18 protein-coding genes are annotated in these 20753 nt (G+C 69.8%); 11 read left to right on the top strand and 7 right to left on the bottom strand.

The window, feature by feature from the left end:
• The first annotated feature begins 119 nt into the window (after nt 1–119).
• Together ACX80K_RS11670 and opgC are read left to right on the top strand one after the other, a co-directional pair.
• Nucleotides 120–2111, top strand: a complete 1992-nt coding sequence (locus ACX80K_RS11670; RefSeq protein ID WP_459272103.1) for a glycosyltransferase — start codon at nt 120–122, stop codon at nt 2109–2111.
• Entirely contained in the window at nt 2108–4666 is a 2559-nt protein-coding gene (gene opgC / locus ACX80K_RS11665; protein WP_459272041.1) for an OpgC domain-containing protein, read from the top strand. Before ACX80K_RS11670 ends, opgC begins: the two co-directional genes overlap by 4 nt.
• A gap of 28 nt (nt 4667–4694) precedes the next feature.
• Here the strand turns inward: opgC and ACX80K_RS11660 are convergent, their stop codons facing one another.
• The 5 genes from ACX80K_RS11660 to ACX80K_RS11640 all read right to left on the bottom strand — a co-directional run bounded on the left by ACX80K_RS11660 (nt 4695) and on the right by ACX80K_RS11640 (nt 10468).
• The gene (locus tag ACX80K_RS11660) at nt 4695–5177 is read right to left on the bottom strand and encodes a DnaJ family domain-containing protein (RefSeq protein WP_459272040.1); all 483 of its coding nucleotides are present in this window, start codon (nt 5175–5177) and stop codon (nt 4695–4697) included.
• A 451-nt stretch (nt 5178–5628) separates the two neighbouring features.
• Nucleotides 5629–7263 (bottom strand): glycoside hydrolase family 13 protein, encoded by a 1635-nt coding sequence (locus tag ACX80K_RS11655; RefSeq protein ID WP_459272102.1) that lies wholly within the window; start codon nt 7261–7263, stop codon nt 5629–5631.
• Nucleotides 7264–7372: 109 nt separating this feature from the next.
• Nucleotides 7373–8275 (bottom strand): carbohydrate ABC transporter permease, encoded by a 903-nt coding sequence (locus ACX80K_RS11650; RefSeq protein ID WP_459272039.1) that lies wholly within the window; start codon nt 8273–8275, stop codon nt 7373–7375.
• Nucleotides 8275–9180, bottom strand: coding sequence for a carbohydrate ABC transporter permease (locus ACX80K_RS11645; protein ID WP_459272038.1), 906 nt, complete (start codon nt 9178–9180; stop codon nt 8275–8277). Before ACX80K_RS11645 ends, ACX80K_RS11650 begins: the two co-directional genes overlap by 1 nt.
• A gap of 1 nt (nt 9181) precedes the next feature.
• Entirely contained in the window at nt 9182–10468 is a 1287-nt protein-coding gene (locus tag ACX80K_RS11640; RefSeq protein ID WP_459272037.1) for an ABC transporter substrate-binding protein, read from the bottom strand.
• 205 nt (nt 10469–10673) lie between these two features.
• On the opposite strand from ACX80K_RS11640, the gene ACX80K_RS11635 reads away from it, so the two are divergent.
• The 7 genes from ACX80K_RS11635 (at nt 10674) to ACX80K_RS11605 (ending at nt 18033) form a co-directional block, all read left to right on the top strand.
• Nucleotides 10674–11822: an ROK family protein gene (locus tag ACX80K_RS11635; RefSeq protein WP_459272036.1), complete on the top strand. Its 1149-nt coding sequence runs from the start codon at nt 10674–10676 to the stop codon at nt 11820–11822.
• A 57-nt stretch (nt 11823–11879) separates the two neighbouring features.
• Nucleotides 11880–12545 (top strand): SDR family NAD(P)-dependent oxidoreductase, encoded by a 666-nt coding sequence (locus tag ACX80K_RS11630; RefSeq protein ID WP_459272035.1) that lies wholly within the window; start codon nt 11880–11882, stop codon nt 12543–12545.
• Between the two features lie 100 nt (nt 12546–12645).
• Nucleotides 12646–13491 (top strand): NAD(P)-dependent oxidoreductase, encoded by an 846-nt coding sequence (locus tag ACX80K_RS11625; protein WP_459272034.1) that lies wholly within the window; start codon nt 12646–12648, stop codon nt 13489–13491.
• A 64-nt stretch (nt 13492–13555) separates the two neighbouring features.
• On the top strand, nt 13556–14005 hold the full coding sequence (locus ACX80K_RS11620) for a hypothetical protein (RefSeq protein WP_459272033.1): 450 nt from the start codon (nt 13556–13558) through the stop codon (nt 14003–14005).
• A gap of 132 nt (nt 14006–14137) precedes the next feature.
• Nucleotides 14138–15334, top strand: coding sequence for an MFS transporter (locus tag ACX80K_RS11615; protein ID WP_459272101.1), 1197 nt, complete (start codon nt 14138–14140; stop codon nt 15332–15334).
• A 105-nt stretch (nt 15335–15439) separates the two neighbouring features.
• Complete coding sequence (locus ACX80K_RS11610; protein ID WP_459272032.1) at nt 15440–16678, top strand: helix-turn-helix domain-containing protein; 1239 nt, start codon at nt 15440–15442, stop codon at nt 16676–16678.
• A 194-nt stretch (nt 16679–16872) separates the two neighbouring features.
• A complete protein-coding gene (locus ACX80K_RS11605; protein WP_459272031.1) occupies nt 16873–18033 on the top strand; it encodes a ScyD/ScyE family protein in 1161 nt (386 codons plus the stop codon).
• Between the two features lie 40 nt (nt 18034–18073).
• Here the strand turns inward: ACX80K_RS11605 and ACX80K_RS11600 are convergent, their stop codons facing one another.
• Nucleotides 18074–18451 carry a DUF1622 domain-containing protein gene (locus ACX80K_RS11600; protein WP_459272030.1) on the bottom strand — a complete coding sequence of 126 codons (378 nt, stop codon included), beginning with the start codon at nt 18449–18451 and terminating at the stop codon, nt 18074–18076.
• A gap of 37 nt (nt 18452–18488) precedes the next feature.
• Nucleotides 18489–18965 (bottom strand): PGPGW domain-containing protein, encoded by a 477-nt coding sequence (locus ACX80K_RS11595; RefSeq protein WP_459272029.1) that lies wholly within the window; start codon nt 18963–18965, stop codon nt 18489–18491.
• 145 nt (nt 18966–19110) lie between these two features.
• Here ACX80K_RS11595 and ACX80K_RS11590 point away from each other — a divergent pair, with 145 nt between their 5' ends.
• Nucleotides 19111–19371 carry a GlsB/YeaQ/YmgE family stress response membrane protein gene (locus ACX80K_RS11590; protein WP_459272028.1) on the top strand — a complete coding sequence of 87 codons (261 nt, stop codon included), beginning with the start codon at nt 19111–19113 and terminating at the stop codon, nt 19369–19371.
• A gap of 167 nt (nt 19372–19538) precedes the next feature.
• The gene (locus tag ACX80K_RS11585) at nt 19539–20747 is read left to right on the top strand and encodes a LolA family protein (RefSeq protein ID WP_459272027.1); all 1209 of its coding nucleotides are present in this window, start codon (nt 19539–19541) and stop codon (nt 20745–20747) included.
• Nucleotides 20748–20753 lie beyond the last annotated feature (6 nt).

Here is a 20753-nt window from a genome sequence, read left to right as displayed (position 1 = left end):
AGCCGCGCTCTCGCGCGCGGGCAGGAAGTGGAGAGTGCTGGAGCGTGGGGACCGGAACACAGAACGACGCCGTCGCGGAGCAGCGACACCCGCGCGATGCGCAGTCCACAGGACGTACCCTGCTGATCCGCGCGATCGTGCTGGTCACCGCCGTCCTCGGCCTCAACTACATCGTGTGGCGCTGGCTCTACTCCATCAACTGGGATGCGTGGTGGATCGCGATCCCCCTCGTCCTGGCCGAGACCTACTCGCTCGTCGACTCCCTCCTCTTCGGTTTCACGGTCTGGAGGCTGAGGAGGCGTGAACCCCCGGAAGCCCCGGCCGGACTCACCGTCGACGTCTTCATCACCACCTACAACGAGCCCCTCGACCTGGTCCTCACCACGGCGCGGGCGGCGAAGGCCATCCGCTACCCCCACAAGACGTGGATCCTCGACGACGGCAACAGGGCCGAGGTCCGCGAGGCCGCGGAGGCCGAGGGCATCGGGTGGATCACGCGGTCCGCGGACTGGAAGGACATGCCCCGGCACGCGAAGGCGGGGAACCTCAACAACGCCCTGATGACCACGGACGGCGAGTTCCTGGTCATCCTGGACGCCGACCAGATCCCCGACCCGCTCCTCCTGCACAGGACGCTCGGGTACTTCACGAACGAGAAGATGGCACTCGTCCAGACCCCGCAGGTCTTCATCAACGTGCCCGACTCCGACCCCCTGGGAAGCCAGGCGCCCCTCTTCTACGGGCCCATCCAGCAGGGGAAGGACGGGTGGAACGCCGCCTTCTTCTGCGGCTCGAACGCCATCATCCGCCGGGAGGCGCTGATGCAGCTCGGCGTCACCCGCTACGTGAGCGAGCTCGAGCTCGCCCTGCACAAGGCCCTGAGGACGTCGGGCAAGGTGATCGCGAAGGCCAAGAAGAATCTCCCCCCGGACAACGAGCGGGTGGACGCCGCGCTCGACCTCGTCGCCAAGGACCTGCGCCGGGTACGCCGCCGGCTGCAGAAGGGGGACGGGATCTCCGAGGTCACCTACGAGTTCCAGCAGCGCGTCACGGCGGTCACCCGCACGCTGGTCGCCGCGGACATCGCCGCCTTCCGCGAGGACCTCGCCTCCCTGGCGGACCTCGGGATCGCAGGCCTCGACGCCGACCTCGAGGGAGCGTCGGACGGCGCCCCCAGCCTCGCCGTCGTCGACGACGGAGCCCTCGACCAGCTGGCACAGCGGTCCTGGTCCCCCCTCGCCGCGATCGACACCGTCCGCGTCCTCATCGAATCCGTCAACGCGGACCGCGGCGGTGAGGCGCAGGCGGTCATGCCGATGGCCACGATCTCGGTCACCGAGGACATGGCCACCTGCATGCGGCTGCACTCCCTCGGCTGGGAATCGGCGTACCACCACGAGAAGCTGGCGGACGGCCTCGCGCCCGAGGACCTGAACTCGATGCTCACCCAGCGGCTCCGGTGGGCCCAGGGGACCATCCAGGTGATGTTCCGGGAGAACCCCTTCGCGCAGAAGGGCCTGACGATCGCGCAGAAGCTCATGTACGGGGCGACCATGTGGAGCTACCTCTCGGGATTCGCGGCCGTCGTCTACATCGCGGCCCCGATCATCTACCTGATCTTCGGCATCCTGCCGGTCGATTCGATCAGCACCGAGTTCTTCCTGCGCCTGATCCCGTTCCTGCTCGTCAACCAGCTCCTGTTCGCCGTCGTGGGCAAGGGCGTGAAGACGTGGCGCGGACAGCAGTACTCGCTCGCCCTGTTCCCCGTCTGGATCCGCTCCATCACCTCGGCGTTCGGCAACGTGTACCTCGGCCGGAGCCTCGACTTCGCGGTGACGCCCAAGACGCTGCAGCAGGACGCCCAGCTGCGGTGGGACCTCGTGAAGCCGCAGCTCTGGGCCATGGGCCTGCTGGTCGGTGCCGTGATCGTCGGCCTCATCCGTATGCTCACCGGCCAGGCGGACATCCTCGGCACCTCCGTCAACATCGTCTGGGTCATCTTCGACCTCGTGATCTTCAGCGTGATCATCGAGGCCGTCCGCTACCGGGGCTACGAGCACTACCAGGCCGATATCGCGAAGGCGAAGGCTCGGCAGGAAGCGAAGGGATGACTCCCGTCCACCCGAGGCGGACGCACTGGTGGACGGGCTGCCTGATCCTGACGGCGCTGCTGCTGGGACTCCTGGCCGGTGCTGCGCCGGCCCAGGCGGCCCCCCGCAGCCTCCCGGTCGAGGATCCGACGGCGCTTGCCGAGGGCCGGTACTTCGGCCCCGAACTCGACTGGGCGTCCGACAGCGCCCGCGCCTACGCGGACCGCACGGGTGTCACGCCGTCGTTCTTCAGCCGGCCCGTCACCTACCCGCTCGACGCCGCGGCGGAGCGGAGCCTCGACGACCTCGCCCGCCAGGAGGCACCGCTCGGGGCCCTCGCCGTCGTGACCCTCGAACCGTCGGTGCCGCTCGGCGAGCTCACGGCCGACGACGCCGCCCGCCTCGGCGACACGCTGCGCGCCGTCACCGACGAGTTCGACACCGCGTTCTTCGTCCGCTTCGCGCCCGAGATGAACGGCACCTGGTTCGGGTGGGGCCAGCAGCCCGCCGCCTATACCGACGCCTTCCGCACGGTCGCCGACGCCGTGCACCGGAAGGTGCCGGACGCCGCGATGGTCTGGGCGCCGTCGTACGCCGCCGGCTACCCCTTCACCGAGGCCTACGGGGCCGTCGAGGGCCTCGCGTCGGGCGCCGTCACGGCGCTCGACACCAATGGCAACGGCCTGATCGACGGGGGCGACGACCCCTACGCGCCCTACTACCCCGGCGACGACGCCGTGGACTGGGTGGGCCTGAGCCTCTACCACTTCGGCAGCTACGAGCAGGGCGGGACCAGGAGCGCGGACGGCACCCGCGAGTACTCGGGCGCGATCACCACGTCCGTGGTGCCCGAGCGGGACAAGTTCGCCGACCAGCTCGCCGGGACCTACGGCGCGGCCCCCGGGGCCCCGCGGATCGACTTCGCGAAGGACTACGCCGCGGCGAAGGGCAAGAGGCTCTTCGTCCAGACGGCCGCCCTCCATGATCCCGAGGACGCCGAGAGCGTCCCGGGAGCCGAGATCAAACGCGCGTGGCTGGACCAGCTGTTCGACCCGGCCGTCGCCGAACGGTACCCGGAGATCGGGATGATCGCCTGGCTCGAGGCGTCGCGCCCGGAGCCCGAGGCCCAGGGCCACACGGTCGACTGGGGCCTGAGCGCGGACGAGGCGACGACGGCGACCCTCCGGGACGCGCTCGCTGCGTCCCCTACGGTGCGGCTCGGGCCGGTCACGGAGGTCGTCGACGCGGAGGACGCGAACGGATCGACGCGGCAGGTGTGGCAGTCCGGCGCACCGGCCGGCACGGTGATGGGCTGGCTGGTCCTGTGCGTCGTCGGGCTCTTCGCGCTGGTCCTCCTGGCAGGACTGGCCAGGCGCGTGGTGCCGCACTGGCGCTATCCGGACGAGCACGCGCCGCGGGATGCCCGGATCGACCTGCTGCGTGGCTGGATCATCACCTCGGTGATCGTCACCCACATCGAGGTCGCCGGGCCCTGGTCCTTCATCTCACGCACCCTCATCGGGACGATCACCGGCGCCGAGCTGTTCGTCCTGCTGTCCGGCGTCGTACTGGGGATGGTGCACCCCATGGCGGTCAAGCGACGCGGAGCCGTGGAGGCCGCGAAGGGGACCACCCGGAGGGCGGTCAAGCTCTACGTCACGGCCCTCGTCGTCGTCCTCACGGTGTACCTGCTGTCCCTCGTACCGTTCATCGACGCGTCCGTGCTGACCACCTTCACGGACCGCGGGACGGGCGGCGACGGGTCCGGCGCCGCGGGCCGTGTCTACGACCTCTACCCGAACGTCGAACGCCTCTTCGACTACCCGCCGGCGGGGTACGCCCTCCGGGACCTCCTGCTCCTCGCGATGGGCCCGTGGGCGTTCAACATCATGGGGCTGTACGTGGTGCTGACGCTGACGGTCCCGCTGCTGGTCCTGATGCTCCGGAAGCGACTGTGGTGGCTCCTGCTCATCATCAGCTGGACGCTCTACGCCGTCGACGCCCTCTTCTCGCTGCGGGTCCTACCCTCCCAGTTCCAGGACGTCTTCCCGCTGCTGACCTGGCAGGTGATCTTCGTCCACGGTGTCGTCCTCGGCTACCACCGCCGGGCCGTCATCGATGCCCTCAGCACGCCTCGGGGGAAGGTCCTCGCGGGCGCCGCCGCCGGGCTGTACGCGCTCGCGCTCGGGACCCTGTGGCTCGACCAGGCCCTGGGGCTCGGACTCCCGTTCATCCCTTCCGGCTTCTACGGGACCCTCTACGACTCGGCGTACGTTCGGGTGTTCCTCCAGCCCGGGAGGCTCATCGACCTGGCGTTCTTCATCCTCGCCGCCCACGTGGTCCTGACCTCGTTCTGGCGACCGATCAGCAGACTCACGGGCTGGCTGTACATCCCGCTCGGGCGGGCGAGCCTGTACGTGTTCATCGTCCACGTGTTCTTCGTGCTCGTGGTCGCCAACATCCCCCGGCTGGATCCCGCCAGCGTGTGGCAGGGGCTCGTCATCCACGCGGCGGTGACCCTGCTCATCTGGGTCATGGTGAAGAAGAGGTTCCTGTTCTCGGTGATCCCGAACTAGGTCGGGCCGGGAACAGGTCCTGCCGCGGTCAGCTCCTGCCGCGCCAGATACGTCGCCAGAAGGAGGGCCTCGGCCGCCCGGGCGGCTCTGCCGCTTCGGCCGCGAGGCGGGATGCCGCCCGGCGTTCGCGCCAGCGCTCCACCTCGGCGTCGACGTCGCGGAGCTTCGTGATGACGGGCGGGCCGCCCTGGAGCTGGCGCCTCGCGTCGACGACGCGGTAGTTGAAGTCGTCGAGGACCTCCCGGACCTGCTTCTCCGTGTACTGGCGGTCGAGCCGGTCGTCGAGTTCGGCGTCCTCCGACCGCAGCAGGATCGCCCGGGGGCCGAGGCCCGTGATGTTCTCCCGCTGGATCAGGCCCTTGACCCACCAGTCGGGATCGTGGCTGTCGCCCAGCCCCGGGATCGGCTTGCCCGCGAGGCTCAGGTTGTCGAAGTCGCCCCGAGCCACCGCACGGTCCACGATGAGGCGTGCCCGCTTGGTCTCGTCCTCACCCTGGCGCAGGGGCGCCATCTCGCCGTTCGCCGCGTCGTCGTTCTGCCGGTCGACCTCGGCCAGGGCGTCGGCCGCATCTCCCGCGCCTCCCCGGGCAGCACGGTACTGGGCCGCCTTGCGCAGCCTCTCCTGGTTCTCCTGGGACCCGCTGATGCCGCTACCCTCCGCCCGTTCCTGCCGGTGCTCCCAGTATTCCGAGGTCCCGGCGGGGCCCGCAACCGATTCTCCTGCAGACGAACAGCGCCGGCCGGCACCGTCGGGCAGTGCCGGCGGACAGTGCCATCGGACAGTGCCGGCGCACAGCCCTGGCCCGCACCCGGCGCGGCTGCCCAGACCCGGTGCACATTCGCCACGGGTCTGGGCACCCGGCGCGGCGGCCCTACCAGCGGCGCACGCCGCGGGAAGAGATCCCGGACGACGACGGCGGGCCACCCCAGAAGGGAGTGGCCCGCCGCCGGACACCGAACTGTTAGACGAGCCAGGCCGTCGTGTCGCCCGGCAGCCTGCCGTCCTTGAGCGGGGAGCTGCTCAGCAGCACCGTCCCCTCCGGCAGGTCGACCGGGGTGGGACCGAAGTTGGTGATGCTGTGCCACCCGCTCGGGCGGGTGAAGTGCAGGACGTCGGAGGAGGGCTCGTCGACCCACTCGAAGTCCTCCTCCCCCTGCAGCTCGCGCCGCAGCTCCAGCGCGCGACGGTAGAAGCTGAGGTTCGAGGAGGCGTCGGCCTCCTGCACCTCGACGGCGTACTCACCGAACCATGCGGGCTGCGGCAGGTGCGCGCCGCCGAAGCCGAAACCGAAGGACTCGCCGTCGCGCGTCCACGGCAGCGGCACGCGGCAGCCGTCGCGGCCCACGTCGACGCCCTTGTTGCGGAAGAACGTAGGGTCCTGGCGATCCTCGTCGGCGATGTCGGCGACCTCGTGCAGGCCGAGCTCCTCACCCTGGTACAGGTAGGCGGAGCCGGGCAGGGCGAGCATGAGCTGCGACACGGCACGCGCCCGGCGTTCGCCCAGTGCGCGGTCGAGCTCGGGTTCGGTGCCGCCGCTCATGAGCCAGGCCCCGCCGTCCTGGCCGTCCTCGCTGTCGGGGGCCGCAGGGGGCAGCCCGTAGCGCGTGGCGTGCCGGACGACGTCGTGGTTGGAGAACACCCAGGTCGACGACGCGCCGGAGGACGTCGCCTCGACGAGGTTCTTCGTGATGATCTCGCGGAACTGGCCGGGGTTCCAGTCGGCCTTGAGGAGGTCGAAGTTGAAGGCCTGGCCGAGTCCGTCGGGGCTGGCGTAGCGTGCCCGGCGTTCGGCGTGGACCCATGCCTCGGCGACGGCGGTGCGCGGCGGGCTGTACTCGTCGAACACCTTGCGCCACTCGGCGAAGACCTCGTGGACCTCGTCGCGGTCCCAGAACGGGTGCTTCCCGCGGTTGTTGCCGCCCTCGGGGCCGAGCTCCGCCCTGGACGGCAGCGGCTCGGACATGTCCTTGGTGAGGGCGTGCGCCACGTCCACGCGGAACCCGTCCACGCCGCGGTCCGACCAGAAGCGGAGGGTCGTCAGGAAGTCGTCGCGGACCTCGCGGTTGTCCCAGTTCAGGTCGGGCTGCTCGCGGGCGAAGATGTGCATGTACCACTGGCCGTCCTCGGTACGCTCCCAGGCCGGGCCGCCGAACACCGATTCCCAGTCGGAGGGCGGCTCGGCCCCGTCGGGGCCGAGACCGTCGCGGAAGATGTAGCGGTTGCGGGCGGCCGACCCCCTGGGCGCGGCCAGCGCCTCCTGGAACCACTCGTGCAGGTTCGAGGTGTGGTTGGGCACGATGTCCGCGACGAGCTTGATGCCGGCCGCATGCAGGGCGGCGATCATCTCGTCGAAGTCCTCGAGCGTGCCGAGCTTGGGGTCCACCTCGCGGTAGTGGTCGACGTCGTACCCACCGTCGGCGAGCGCCGACGGGTAGAACGGGCTGAGCCAGACGGCGTCCACGCCGAGGGACTTCAGGTACGGAATCCGCGACGTGATGCCCTTCAGGTCACCGATGCCGTCCCCGTTGGAGTCGGCGAAGCTCCGCGGGTAGATCTGGTAGACGGCGGCCTGCCGCCACCAGTTCGGGTCCTGCATGCGCTCGGCGAGGGCGTCGGCGGAGAGCTCCGCGGGGTGGACCGCTGAGTCGACGTCGGGGTTGACGATGGAAGTCACGAAGGTGATGCCTTTCGGTGGGGTTCGGGGGTTATTTGGAGGATCCGCGCATCACGCCCGAGATCACCCAGCGCTGTGCGAACAGGTACACGATCAACAACGGTGCCATCGCCATGAGGTAGGACGCGAATGCCACCGGGTAGTTGGTGTTGAATTGCCCCTGGAAGATGAACTGTGCCAGCGGGAGCGTCTGGGCCGAGGGATCCGAGAGGATCACCAGCGGCAGCATGAAGTCGTTCCACGCCCAGAGGCAGGTGAGGATGCCCACGGTCGCGTTCATGGGGCCCAGCAGCGGGAAGATGATCCGCCAGAAGACCGTCCAGGTGGAGGCGCCGTCGGTCAGCGCGGCCTCCTCGAGTTCCAGCGGTATCGACCTGATGAAGGCCACGTACACGAAGATGTTGAACGAGAGCCCGTACACCGTGTACAGCAGGATCAGGCCGAGCTGGTTGTCGAGGCCGAGGATGGCGGTCTGCTTCACCACCGGCAGCATGATGATCGGGAACGGCACGAACAGGGCGGCGATGAAGTAGAAGTACAGCCCCTTGAAGAACCTGCGATGCAGGTTCCGCGCGATCGCGTACGCGACCATCGAGTTGGTGAGCAGGGTCAGCAGCACCGTGCCCACGGTGACGAGGCCGGTGTTGAGCAGTGCCCGCGGGAAGCTCGTGAGCGTCCACGCCTCGGCGAAATTCTCCCAGCGGGCGGACGTAGGCAGGCCGAAGCCCGTACCGCCGAGCTGGTCCGGGGTCTTCAGCGCGGTCACGACGGTGAGGTAGAGCGGGATCAGCACGGTCAGTGCGCACATGGCGACCAGCGCCGTCAGCCACCAGTTCACGCGCCGGCGGTCGGGTCGGAACGCGCGCTCGACGCCGTCGATCACGGGCGGGTCCGCGAGGACGCCGCGGGCGGCGGATTGCGATGTAGCGGTCATCAGAACGAGGCCTCCCTGCGCTGCAGGACGCGCAGCTGGATGAATGAGATGGCGATGATCACGAAGAGGTAGATGACGGCGTTCGCCGTCTGGTAGCCGTACTCCCCGCCCTGGAAACCTCCGCGGTAGATGAGCAGCGAGATCGACTCGGTCGACGTGCCGGGCCCGCCGGCGGTCAGCGAGACGATCTGGTCGAACACCTGCAGGAAGTTCTTGAGGCTGAGCACCATGTTGATGGTGAAGAACGCACCGATCATCGGGAACGTGATGGACGTGAACTGCTTCCAGGGCGAGGCCCCGTCCAGCGCCGCCGCCTCGTAGAGCTCCGTCGGGATGGTCTGCAGCCCGGCGAGGTAGATGATGATGTTGAAGGCCGCCGCCTGCCATACGGACAGGATGACGACGCCGATCCACGCCGTGTCGGGACTGGCCAGGATGCTCGTGGTCAGGGACGTGATGCCGAGGGCGTCGGCGATCGCCGGGACCGAGTTGGAGAACAGGTAGTTGAAGACGTAGCCGACGATGAGGATCGACAGGATGTTCGGGATGAAGAAGATCCCCCGGAATCCCGTCTTGAACCGGATGCGTCCGTTCAGGGCGATCGCGATGGAGAGCGCGATGAGGTTCACCGCCACGGTGGACACGATCGCGAAGAGAAACGTGAACCCGTAGGCGCCGTAGATGCGGTCGTCCCCGAAGAGGTTGACGTAGTTCCGCAGGCCCACGAAGGACCACTCGCCGTATCCGGCGTAGTTGGTCAGGCTGAAGAACATCCCGGTCAGCAGCGGCACCGTGTGGAAGACGGCGAACAGCGCGAGGGCCGGGAGCACCATCAGGTAGAAGACGCGCGGCACGCGCCGCTCCGGGCGCAGCACCTGCGTCGGTTCGCTCAGGTGGGTGCTCATGTCAGTCCTTCTCGTTCGGGATGGTCCGCGCGGCGATCTTGCTCCACTCGCGGTCCATGGTGGCCAGGAAGTCCTCGGTACGCCCTCCGAGCACGAGTTCCTGCAGGTACTGGGGCAGCGGGAGGCTCGCGGGAAGCTGGTGGTCGATGAAGCCGATGATCCGGTTGTCGTCGAAGTACGGCGCGAGGCCGGCCAGGGCGGGGTCCGTCGTCCTCGTCCCCGTCGTGAGCGGTGAGAATGCGCTCTGCTCCTGGGCGTAGCGCTCCACGACCTCGGGGGACATGAGGAATTCGACGAATCTCCTCGCCTCCTCCGGATGCTCCGTGTCGCGCCCGATGGAGACCCCGACGTCGACGCCGGACACGACGACGGTCTTCTCCGGCGAATTGGTGGCCGGATAGGGGAAGGATCCGATGTTCACCTCGGGGTTCACGGCGCGGATCGCGGGGATGGCGTAGCTGCCCTGCATGTACATGGCGGATTCCCCCGCCGCGAAGGCGGCGTTCCCCGCGTTGTAGTCCCGACCGGCGGCGTCGTCCTGGCCGAACGCGTACAGCGTGGTCAGCTTCTCGATGGCTTCCGGGTAGTCCTTCGAGAAGGACACCTCACCGGAGGCCACGTCGGAGCCCTCGGCGCGGAGGCGGTCGAAGAAGTCCTCGGGCTGGAGCGCTCCTCCGAGGTTCACGAATGCCGGGCCCATCGTCCAGGCGTCCTTGATGGTCGTGTAGAAGGGGGTCACACCGGCCGCCTCGAACTCCTGCGCCGCCGCGAGCAGTTCGTCCCACGTGGTGGGCACCTCGACGCCGTGCTCCGCGAAGACGTCCTTGTTGTAGAGGATGCCGCTCGCGTTGCTCGAGAACGGGACGGCGTTGACCTCGCCGTCGCTGCACGAGCCGAGGTCGCTGATGATCTCGCCGACGGCGGGCCGGACCTGCCCGACGACGGGGAGGTCCGAGAGGTCCGCGAAGACGCAGGCCTCGGCGAGTTCGCCGTAGCGCCCGTTGGCGTTGAGTGTCAGGACGTCCGGCGTCTTGTCCTTCACGAGGAGCGTGCGGATGGCGGTATCGGCGTCGGGGACGTGGTTCTGCACCACGCGGATGCCGGGGTTGGCGGCCTCGAACTCGTCGATGATGGCGCCGAAGTTCGCCACCGCCTCGGGCTTGAACTGGAAGAAGTCGAGTGTCACGACGTCGTCGGAGGCCGTGCATCCCGTGAGGACCAGAGCGAGCGCCGCACCTCCTGCCGCGCATCGGAGGCCCCGCCTCGCGGGTCCAGGGGGAAGCTTCACAACAGGCTCTCCTTCGTGCGGTGTGATGGTGTCCCGGCGGCGATCGGTGGTACTCACCGGCAGGCTTTATTTTTACGGCAGAATTAAGGGTGGTGTCAAGCGTCACATTTGCCGCAGGGACGCGTAGATCCGACGTCGTCAGCCCCTGAAAGGTCGTTCATTACCGCTACTCTGAAAATAAGTCCCCTTCTGCGAACGGAACGCCATGGACTCGGTCACCTCGCTCGCCCCCTCCAGCCCGGCCAGGGCCCTCGCGCGCGAAGTCCTCATCCGGGGCCCCATCTCGCGCGGCGAACTCGCGGCCCGCCTCGGGCTCTCGGTCGCCAGCCTCACGCGCCTCAGCAAGCCGCTCCTCGACGCCGGCGTGCTCCGCGAAGCGGTCGGAGCCGCGGGAACCACCGTCGCCTCGATCGGCCGCCCCATCCGCCCGCTGGAGATCAGCCCGGACGCGCACCGCTTCGTGGGCGTGAAGCTCACCGGGGACACCGCTGCGGCGGTCGCCACGAACCTGAAGTCGGACGTCGTCGGTGCGAGCGAGCGGGCCCTGCCGAGCCACGACGTCCAGGACGTGCTCGGGACCATCGTGGACGCCGTCGCGGACCTCGGTCCTCTCGACGGCTTCAGCGGCATCGGCGTCAGCATCGGCGGCAAGGTGGGACCGGACGGCAGGGTACTGCGCGCCCCGTTCCTCGGGTGGCGCGACGTGCCCCTCGCCGACCTCCTGCAGCAGCGGACCGGCCTGCCCGTCGCCGTCGAGAACGACGTCGTCGCCCTCACCGTCGCGGAGCAGTGGTTCGGCGCGGGGCGTGGGGAGAAGGACTTCGCCGTCCTGACCGTGGGTGCGGGCGTGGGCTACGGACTCGTCATCAACGACGCCGTCATCGCACCCCCCGACGCCGGCCTCGGCCTCGTGGGCCACTATCCCCTCGATCCCTCCGGGCCACGATGCCTCGAAGGGCATCGCGGCTGTTCGTCGGCGGTCCTCACCATCCCCGCGATCTGCTCCCAGTTCGCGGCCTCCACCGGGGACCAGCTGTCCTACGCGGCGGTCCTCGACCTCGCGGCGGAGGGCCACCCGGTCGCGGGTGCCGTCGTCGAATCGGCAGGCCGGTCCCTCGGCCTGCTGGTCTCGGCGGTGGCGAACCTGACGATGGTGGACCTCATCATCCTCTCGGGCGAGGGCATGGACCTCGCGGACGTGGCGGCGACCGCCCTCCAGGAGGCGATCGCCTACCATCGCGATCCCGAGGCGTCGCCACTCCGACTGAGCCGCCGGCCCACGGACTTCGCCCAGTGGGCGCGGGGTGCTGCCGCCGTCGTCATCCAGCGCACCATCCTCGGGACGCTGCACTAGGAGGGGGCCCTTTCCGGGTCACGGAATGATTACGGCCCGGATGCTCTTGAACCGGACATGACAACTCTCGCAATCATCGGAGCAGGACGCGGCCTCGGAGCCGCAGTGGCACGGCGTTTCGGAGCCGAAGGATTCTCCGTCGCGCTCATCTCCCGCAACCAGGGCAAGCTCGACGCCCTCGCGGAGGACCTCGGCAAGGAAGGCATCCACGCACGCGGCTTCACGGCCGATGTCCGCGACCCCGAGTCCATCGCCGCCGCCCTGGAGGCGGCGACCGAGACCCTCGGCCCCATCGAGGTGCTGCAGTACAGCCCCCTCCCCCAGAAGGACTTCATGCGGCCCGTCCTCGAGACGACACCCGCCGACCTCCGGGGCCCCATCGAGTTCTCCATCTACGGGCCGGTAGCCGCCGTCCACCAGGTGCTGCCCGGCATGCGGTTCCTCGGCGAGAACCGCGGCACCATCCTCTTCGTCAACGGCGGCTCGGCGGTGAAGCCCGGACGCTCCGTCACCGGCACGTCGGTGGCTTTCGCCGGCCAGGCCGCGTACGCGCAGCTCCTCCATGAGGTCCTGGGCGAGGAGGGCATCCAGGTGTCGCAGCTCATCATCGGCGGCCGGATCATCGAGGGCGACCCGGAGAAGGACCCGAACATCCTCGCCGACATCCTCTGGGGCCTCCACGCCAGGCGGGACACCTTCCGCCACCAGGTCAGCGCCGACTGACGACCGGACGGCCGCCCTCCCAGCTGTCAGGGGCGCAGGAGCAATTCGGGCGTCGTCCCGGGATAATGATCGGGGCCATCAACCAGCAACCGGAGGATTCATGAAGATCGCACTGCTCGGCGTCGGACGCATGGGACACGAACTCGGAGTACACCTCCTGGCTGCCGGCCACGACCTGACGGCCTGGAACCGGACGGCCGCTGCCGTGGGGCCGCTCCGCGACGCGGGCGCCACGCAGGCCGATTCCCCCGAGGACGCCGTGCGGGACGCCGACGTGGTGATGACGGTCCTCTTCGGGCCCGATACCGTGCGGGCCGTGGTGCTCTCCGGGCTGGAGATCCCCGCCGAAGCCGTCTGGCTGGACGTCACGACGGTCTCCCCCGAGGACACCCGCGAGTTCGCCGACTACGCCGCCGCAGCAGGCGTCCGCTACGTGCACGGACCCGTCATCGGCAGCCTCGCCCCGGCGCGGGCGGGCCGGTTGGGCGTTCTGCTGGGCGGTGCGCCGGAGGACGTCGACGTCGTCGAACCGCTCGCCGCCCTGTGGGCCGATCCCGAGCGCCTCCGCCGCGTCGCCACGCCCTCGGACGCGGCGACCGGCAAGCTGCTCGCCAACCTCGCACTCGGCGTCACGCTGCAGGGCCTCGTGGAGGCGCTGCGCCTCGGCCGTGCCAACGGCCTCGACGCCGCAGCCGTGCTGGACCTGCTGAAGGGGACGGGTCTCGGCGTCATCGCCGGCATGAAGGGCCCCGTCATCACCGGCGGGACGTTCGGGGACACGCAGTTCTCCGCCGACCTCCTCGCCAAGGACGCGCGCCTCATGCTCCGCTCCACCCCCGATCCCCTGCCGGCGGTGACCGCCGTCCTGCAGTCCCTCACCGACGCGCAGCGCGCGGGATCCGGTGACGACGACATCGCCGTCATCACGAAGCCCGAACTGGGCTAGGCACGGCTCCAGGAAGCAAAAAACTGCTGTCCGAGGGCGGGGCGGTCTGGGTACGGTACGAAGTATGGCTACACCTGACACCCCCGGTCCCGACACAACCCACCAGCGCCCCCCAGGGGTCACCGACATCACGGTCGAGGCCCTCGGCAAGCTCTCCGAGGCCCTCGAGGTCCTGGAGCACGCCCGCGGCCACCTCTACGGCTTCCACCGCCTCACCGGCACCGCCGACCTGAACCTCTCCGAGGCGGAGGAGCTGTTCCGCAAGGGCGGGCACACCGAGATCGCCGACCGGCTCGCGAGCGAGATCATCGGCCGCAACGTGATCGAGGGGCGGTGGACCTTCCAGATCGTCGAGGACTACGACGACCACTACTACTCCGAGTTCAAGTCCTTCGAGAAGGAGGCCCGCGACACGCTCGTCGAGGGCAAGCGGCACCTCTTCGAAGCGGAGATGAAGGAGGACCGCCGCACCAAGGGCAAGGAGCACCACGAGGCGCTGCCACCCGAGGCCTGAGCTCCGCCGTAGGCTCTACCCATCGGGCTCTTCTCCTGCGTCCGCCGGTACCGCCACGGCGGTCGTCGAAAGGAACGTCCGATCGGAAGTCGTCCTGCGCCCGCGCAGCCCACGGAGTACACCGCAAAACGGCTGGGACGGGCACGCTTCGCGGTCGGCGCGCTGTTCCTGACCAACGGGGCGATGTTCGCGAACATCCTCCCCCACTACCCGGCCATCAAGGACGGGCTGGACCTGAGCAACGCCGCGTTCGGCGTCTCGGTCGCCGCGTTCCCCCTCGGCGCGATCACGGCCGGGCTGGCGTCGGGGTTCCTCGTCCACCGCTTCCGGTCCTCCCGCGTCGCGACGGTGGGCACGTGGCTCATCGGCCTGTCGATCCTCCTGGCGGGCATCGCGCCGTCGTGGGCCGTCCTGACGGCCACCCTGTTCCTCGCAGGAGCCATGGACGCCATCACGGACGTGGCGCAGAACTCCCACGGCCTGCGCGTCCAGAAGCTGTACAAGCGGTCCATCCTCAACTCGTTTCACGCCGTGTGGAGCATCGGCGCGGTGCTGGGCGGCCTGATGGGCGCGACGGCGGCGGGCCTCGCCATCCCGCGCGGACTGCACCTGTCGGTGTCGTTCGTCCTCTTCAGCGCCCTCACCCTCGTGTGCTACCGCTTCCTCCTGCCCGGCCCCGAGCCGACCGAGGCCCCCGACTCCCCGGCGACGGAACACCCGGCCGACGCCGCGCCGCGCAGGACGGCACGGCCGAGGCTGTTCGGCACTGTCGGCATCCTCGCGGCCCTCGTGGTGATCGGCATCGCCGGAGCGCTCGTCGAGGACGCCGGAAGCACCTGGGCGGCCGTGTACCTCACCGGCTCCCTCGACGCGACGCCCACGATCGCGGGCCTCGGCTTCGTCGCCCTCGTCGGCTTCCAGTTCGTGGGGCGCCTGTTCGGGGACCGCCTCGTGGACCGGTTCGGGCAGCGAGCCGTGGCACAGGCCGGCGGCGCCCTGGCGGCGATCGGCATGGGCGTGGCCCTGCTGTTCCCGTCGATCCCCCTGACCATCCTCGGCTTCGGGCTGGCGGGGCTCGGCGTGGCCACGCTCGTACCCGCGGCCATGCACTCCGCGGACGAACTGCCCGGGCTCCGTGCCGGCACGGGCCTCACCGTGATCAGCTGGCTGCTGCGCCTCGGGTTCCTGCTCTCCCCGCCGATCGTCGGTGCCGTCGCCGACGCCTCCTCGCTGCGGGTCGGGCTCATCGTGGTGCCGCTCGCCGGCATCCTGACCCTGCTCGCCTCGCCCGTGCTCCCGAAGCGGGTCCCCGTCCGGCACCTCGGCTGAGCGCCGCTTTCCCCAATGTCCGCGGCATCTGCTAGACAGGAGAGGTCACGCAGCGACCCCGGCAGAGCGGATCGTCGTGGCCGCATCTATGGGGGACGTGAAAGCATGCGATTCGGGGACATGCTGCGCCAGGCGCGCAGTGCCAAGGGACTCACCCAGGCCGAACTGGGCGCCGGGGTGTACTCCGACCATTTCATCTCGCTGCTGGAGCGGGGACTGCGCCAGCCGACACCGGACATGGTGCAGCACTTCGCCACGCAGCTGGGCATGGCCGTGCAGACCCTGAACTGGTGGGTCGAGCCGCCGAGCCCCGAGGACCAGCCCGCCCTCACCACCGCGATGTTCGCCGCCAACTACGCCCGCGACATGCACGACGACGCCCTGGCGGCATCGGAGGCCGAGTACGCGGCCAACATCGCCCTCGAGCAGCGGAACGGGCCCGCTTGGTGGGACATGTCGATGCTCCAGGCGCAGTCGCTGATCACCCTGCGGCGGCTCGACGAGGCCGAGGCGGTCCTGCTGCAGATGGAGAAGCCCTCGCTGATGGTCGTGTCCGCCGAGCTGCGGTCCATCGTCCAGGGGCGTCTCTCCACCATCGCGCGCTCCTCGGGACGCCTCCTCGATGCCCTCGAGCTCGCGCGCCGCTCCGTCGAGTCCGCCGCCGAGCTCCCGGAGCTGTCACCGGCCCGTCTCCAGGCCACGTTCATCCTCATCGCGGCACTGTCCGTCAAGGGGGACCTCGACGAGGCCTGGGAGGTGGCGACGGGTCTCGACGTCGTCGAGGGCGCCCCGTTCGTGCCGTCCCTCCTGATCGCGCGCGGAGCGTGGGCCATCGGCAATGTGGCCTTCCGCCGCGGCGAGGTGGAGGTGGGGCAGGAGCAGCACGCCCTTGCCGCGAAACTGCTGCTGCCGCAGTCGGATCTCGTCACGTGGGCCGAGTTCCACCGCGCGAGTGCCAGCCTCAAGCTGCAGGCCGGCATCGTGGACGAGTCCGTCCGTGAATACCTCGGCAAGGCCGACCTGGGGCTGCGGCTCGTCGGCAGCCCGAGCCACCGCTCCGAGCTCGCGCTCGTGCAGGCCCGCTTCGCGCTGCTGACCGAGGACCTGGGGGAAGCGAAGGTCCTGCTCGACGCCGTCGACGGGCAGCGTGCCCTGCTCGACTTCGAATCGATCACCGAGCTCGAGGACTGCCTCGGCCAGTACCACGCCGCGGCCGGCGTCCCCAAGCTGGCCGCCCGCCACCTCGCCGAAGCCGCACGCCTCCACCTGGACGCCGGCGCGGAGGAGAAGGCCCGTGAGCTGACGGAGCAGCTGCGGGCCCTGACGGGCCGAGGGGCGCCCTAGGTTCCCTTCGCCCCGGACGACGGCAATTTCGCGCCGCCGCCGTGGACACGTCCGAGGGCCGGTCCTACGCTTGAACCGCGCGCGGGCCCCGGGGGACTTCGAGGCCGGCGCGGGTGGTACGGCGGCGCTGCCGCCCCTCGGTGCTGGGCCGGTCTGAGCGTCTCAACGATCCCTCGCACCCAAGGACAGCAACCATGAAGGGTTCACGCACGTCCATCGCGGCTGCGGCTCTCGCCGTCGCCCTCACCTCCTCCGCCGTCGCAACCGCGCTACCCTCCGTCGCCGGCTCGGGATACGGCGACCGGGAGGTCACCGCCGGAGACTCGGTCGATCTCGCGACCGGCCTCGTGTCCCCGCTCCGGGTGGCCGTCGGCCGCGACGACACCGCCTACGTCTCGCAGAACTTCGCCGGCCTGCTCACCAGCGTGGACCGTGACGGCAAGACCGCCACGCTGGTCGAACGCCCCGGCATCGAGATCGGTGGGGTCTCCACCCGGTACGGCGACGTCTACTACACCGAGAGCGCGGGCGGACCCGGCAGCACCGACCCGTTCGTCGCCAACGTCAGCGTCCTCGAGGACGGCGAGACCCGCGTGATCGCCGACTTCGCGGCGCTCGAGACCGAGAACAACTACGACGGTGACAACGAGTACGGGTTCCAGGACCTGCCCGAGGCCTGCGCGGCCGAACTCCCCGCCGATCTCCGCGAGTTCCTGCTGCCCCACGGCGGCGAGGTCTACTCGCACCCGTTCGCGACGGCGGTGTCAGACCGGGGCCGCTACGTGTACGTGGCCGACGCAGGGGCCAACGTCATCTGGACGGTGGACACCCGGCGCGGCGACATCGAAGCGACGGTCCTCGACCCCGTGCCCACCCTGGCCACGGAAGAGCTCCTCGCCTCCCTCACGGCCCAGGGCATCACCCTGCCCGAGTGCGTCCTCGGCTACACGTTCAACTCCGAGCCCGTGCCCACGGACATCGAGTTCGGTCCGGACGGGCTGCTGTACCTGACGTCGCTGCCCGGTATCCCGGAGGATCCGACGCTCGGCTCGGTGCGCAGCTTCGACCCGGACTCGGGTGATGTCGACGTCGTCGTCTCCGGCCTCACGTCGCCCACCGGGCTGGCGTTCGACCGGCATGGCAACCTCTTCGTCGCCGAACTGTTCGCCAACAGGATCTCGATCATCCCGGCGGGGACCGACGAGGCGGAACTCTTCGCCGAAGCCACTCAGCCGGCGGACGTCGAGGTCGACGACGAGTACCTGTACTCGACCAGGAACGCGCTGTCGGAGGAGGCAGGCGGAACGCTCGTCCGGACGGGCCTGGACTACACCTCGGACCACGGCGGGCACTAGCACCCGACGACGCGTCCCGCGCGGGGCGCGTCGTCGCCGGTCAGGAGGCTCCGGCCGACCCGTCGGGAGGGCCCGGGGCTTGCTTCTGCCAGGGCCACCGGCCGCTGATCTCGAGTTCGAGGGACCAGCTCAGGAAGGTCCGGATCAGGACGATCACGGCCAGCACCCCGACGGACTCGAAGGTCGGCGTCACGGCCACGGTGCGGATGATGTCGGCCGCGACGAGGAGTTCCAGCCCGAGGAGGATCGACCTGCCGAGCCGCTGGCGGTACCGGTCGTAGATGCCGACGTCCCGTCGGTGCCGCAGGATCGCGGCGCCCGCGATGAGGGTGGCGACGACGGCACCGATGACGATCGCCGCCACGCCGGCGGCATCGACGGCCTTGCCTGCGCCCTCCATGACCTCCTGGAACGTCACGTCGATCTCCTCTCGGGCAGGTACAGGCCTGGCTCCCTCACGGCCGGAAGCGGCGGATGCTGTAGACGATGAACGCTGCGGCCAGCACCGCGGAGAGGATGAGACTCGATCCGACGCTCCAGCCGCCGGTGAGCCACCAGCGCTCGTCGAGCGGCCACCAGGCGGGGCTCGGCGGGTTCACGCCCCAGAGCACGCCGAGCAGGAGCAGCACGAGCGCACCCGCGAAGCTGAGCACGATGGCGCGCTTGGTCCTCACGCCCTGTGCAGCGGCGGCGAAGGCCTTCTCCTTGACGGGCTTCAGCCAGCGCCTCGCCCACTCGTACTGCTGGGCCAGGACGGCGAGGCCGGCCACGAGCGCCAGCAGGCCCGGGCCGGGGAGCACGAGGGCGGCCAGTCCGACGAGCACGAGCAGCCAGCCGACCACCAGCCCGAGAATCCGGCTGGCGCCGTGCGGGCGGCTGCGTCCGGCGGATCGGGCACCGCGGGAGCGCCCGGGCCTGCCGGCTCGCTCCATCAACAATTCCTCAGTGGGCTTGGCATTCCTCTATCGTTGAACCGATCGACGGTATTGGCAACGCCCGAAGCACAGAGGCGGGTCGCTTGCCACCAGGACCACAGGCTTCCCGCGCGCAGCGCGGCCTCTTCCAAGGAGATTCATCATGATCGGTTTCATCATCGCGGGACTCGTCATCGGCGCCCTCGCGCGGCTCATCAAGCCCGGCAGGCAGAACCTCGGGCTCGTCGCCACCCTCCTGCTCGGGCTCGTCGGCTCCGTCATCGGCGGCTCGATCGCGAGCCTCCTCGGGACGGGGAACATCTTCGAGCTGAACGTCTTCGGCTTCATCGTGTCCGTCATCGTGGCCGTGCTGCTGATCGGCGTCGCCGAGACGGTCGCCGGCCGTCGCCGCGTCACGCGCTAGCTCATCCGGATCCATGGGAAGGGACGGCTCCGGCCGTCCCTTCTCCGCGTGTCGGCGGCACGCCTCGCACGTCCCACTCGTTCTCCGAAGTACACGTGCCCAACGTCCAGCTTGCAGGTGTAGCCTTGGCGCCAGATGGGGCACAGATCCGTTCGGAAGGCTCAATCATGAACAAGAACTGGCGCTGGCTCCCGGCCGGCATCGTACCGGTCGTCATCGTCACTGCTGCCGTGAGCGGCTCCGCCGTCGCCGAAGCCCAACCGCAACTGCCCGCGAAGACCGCGCAGGAGCTGCTCGAGTTCGTGGCGACCAGCACCGACGACGCCTACTCGGGCACCGTCGAGCAGTCGTCGGACCTCGGCCTCCCCGACATCGGCATGGCCACTCCCCCGGGCCGCACCTCCAGCTCCGACCCCACCTCCACGGCCCTCGAGCTCCTGACCGCCGACCACACCGCACAGGTGTACGTCGACGGGACGGAGAAGGCACGCGTCCAGGTGCTCGACCAGCTGGCGCAGCGCGACGTCGTCATCAACGGGAACGACGCCTGGTACTACGACTCCGAGTCCAACGAGGCCACGCACGCCGCCCTTCCCGACAAGGACGCCGTGAAGGCGGACCTCGAGGCGAAGCTGCAGGAGAAGGCCGCCGAGCACCCCGAGCTCCTGGACCTCCCCCGGACGCCCGCCGAGGTCGCCGAGGTGTTCCTCGCACGGATCGACCCCAGCACCGAGGTGACGGTCGAGGGGACGAGCCGCGTCGCAGGCCGCAGTGCCTACGAACTCGTCCTCACACCCGAGGACGACGCCACCCTGATCGGTACCATCTCCGTCAGCGTCGACTCCGAGACCGGTGTCCCCCTGAACGTCACGGTCCTCGCGAAGGGCCAGGAGGAGGCCGCGTTCTCCGCCGGCTTCAGCGCGGTGGACTTCAGCACCCCCGACGCCGACGTCTTCGCGTTCACCCCGCCGGCAGGCGCCACCGTCACGGAGGCCCCGACCGCCGACGAGCTGAAGGCGGAGGTCGAGGCCGGGAAGGACCTCGCCCAGGCTCCCGCCGAGGCACCCCAGCAGCCCACGGTGATCGGTGAGGGCTGGAGCACCATCGTCGAACTGCCCGCCGGCACCGCAGCGAAGCTGGGGCTCGGGTCCGCTGCCGGGGACGCCGCCGGCATGGGCGACATCATGGAGATCAAGCCGGGCATGGATCCCGAGGAGGTCGCAGGCGCCCAGGCCCTCCTGGAGCAGGCCCTCACCGACGTCGAAGGCGGGAAGGCACTCCAGACCTCGCTCGTCTCGGTGCTGGTCACCGACGACGGCCGGATCCTCGCAGGCGCCGTCGGCGTCGACCAGCTCGTCGCTGCCTCCCGGCAGTGATCGCAG

Source organism: Arthrobacter sorbitolis (assembly GCF_054510995.1).
The sequence above is the reverse complement of the archived record's forward strand: the minus strand, read 5'-3'. Positions and strand labels throughout refer to the sequence as shown.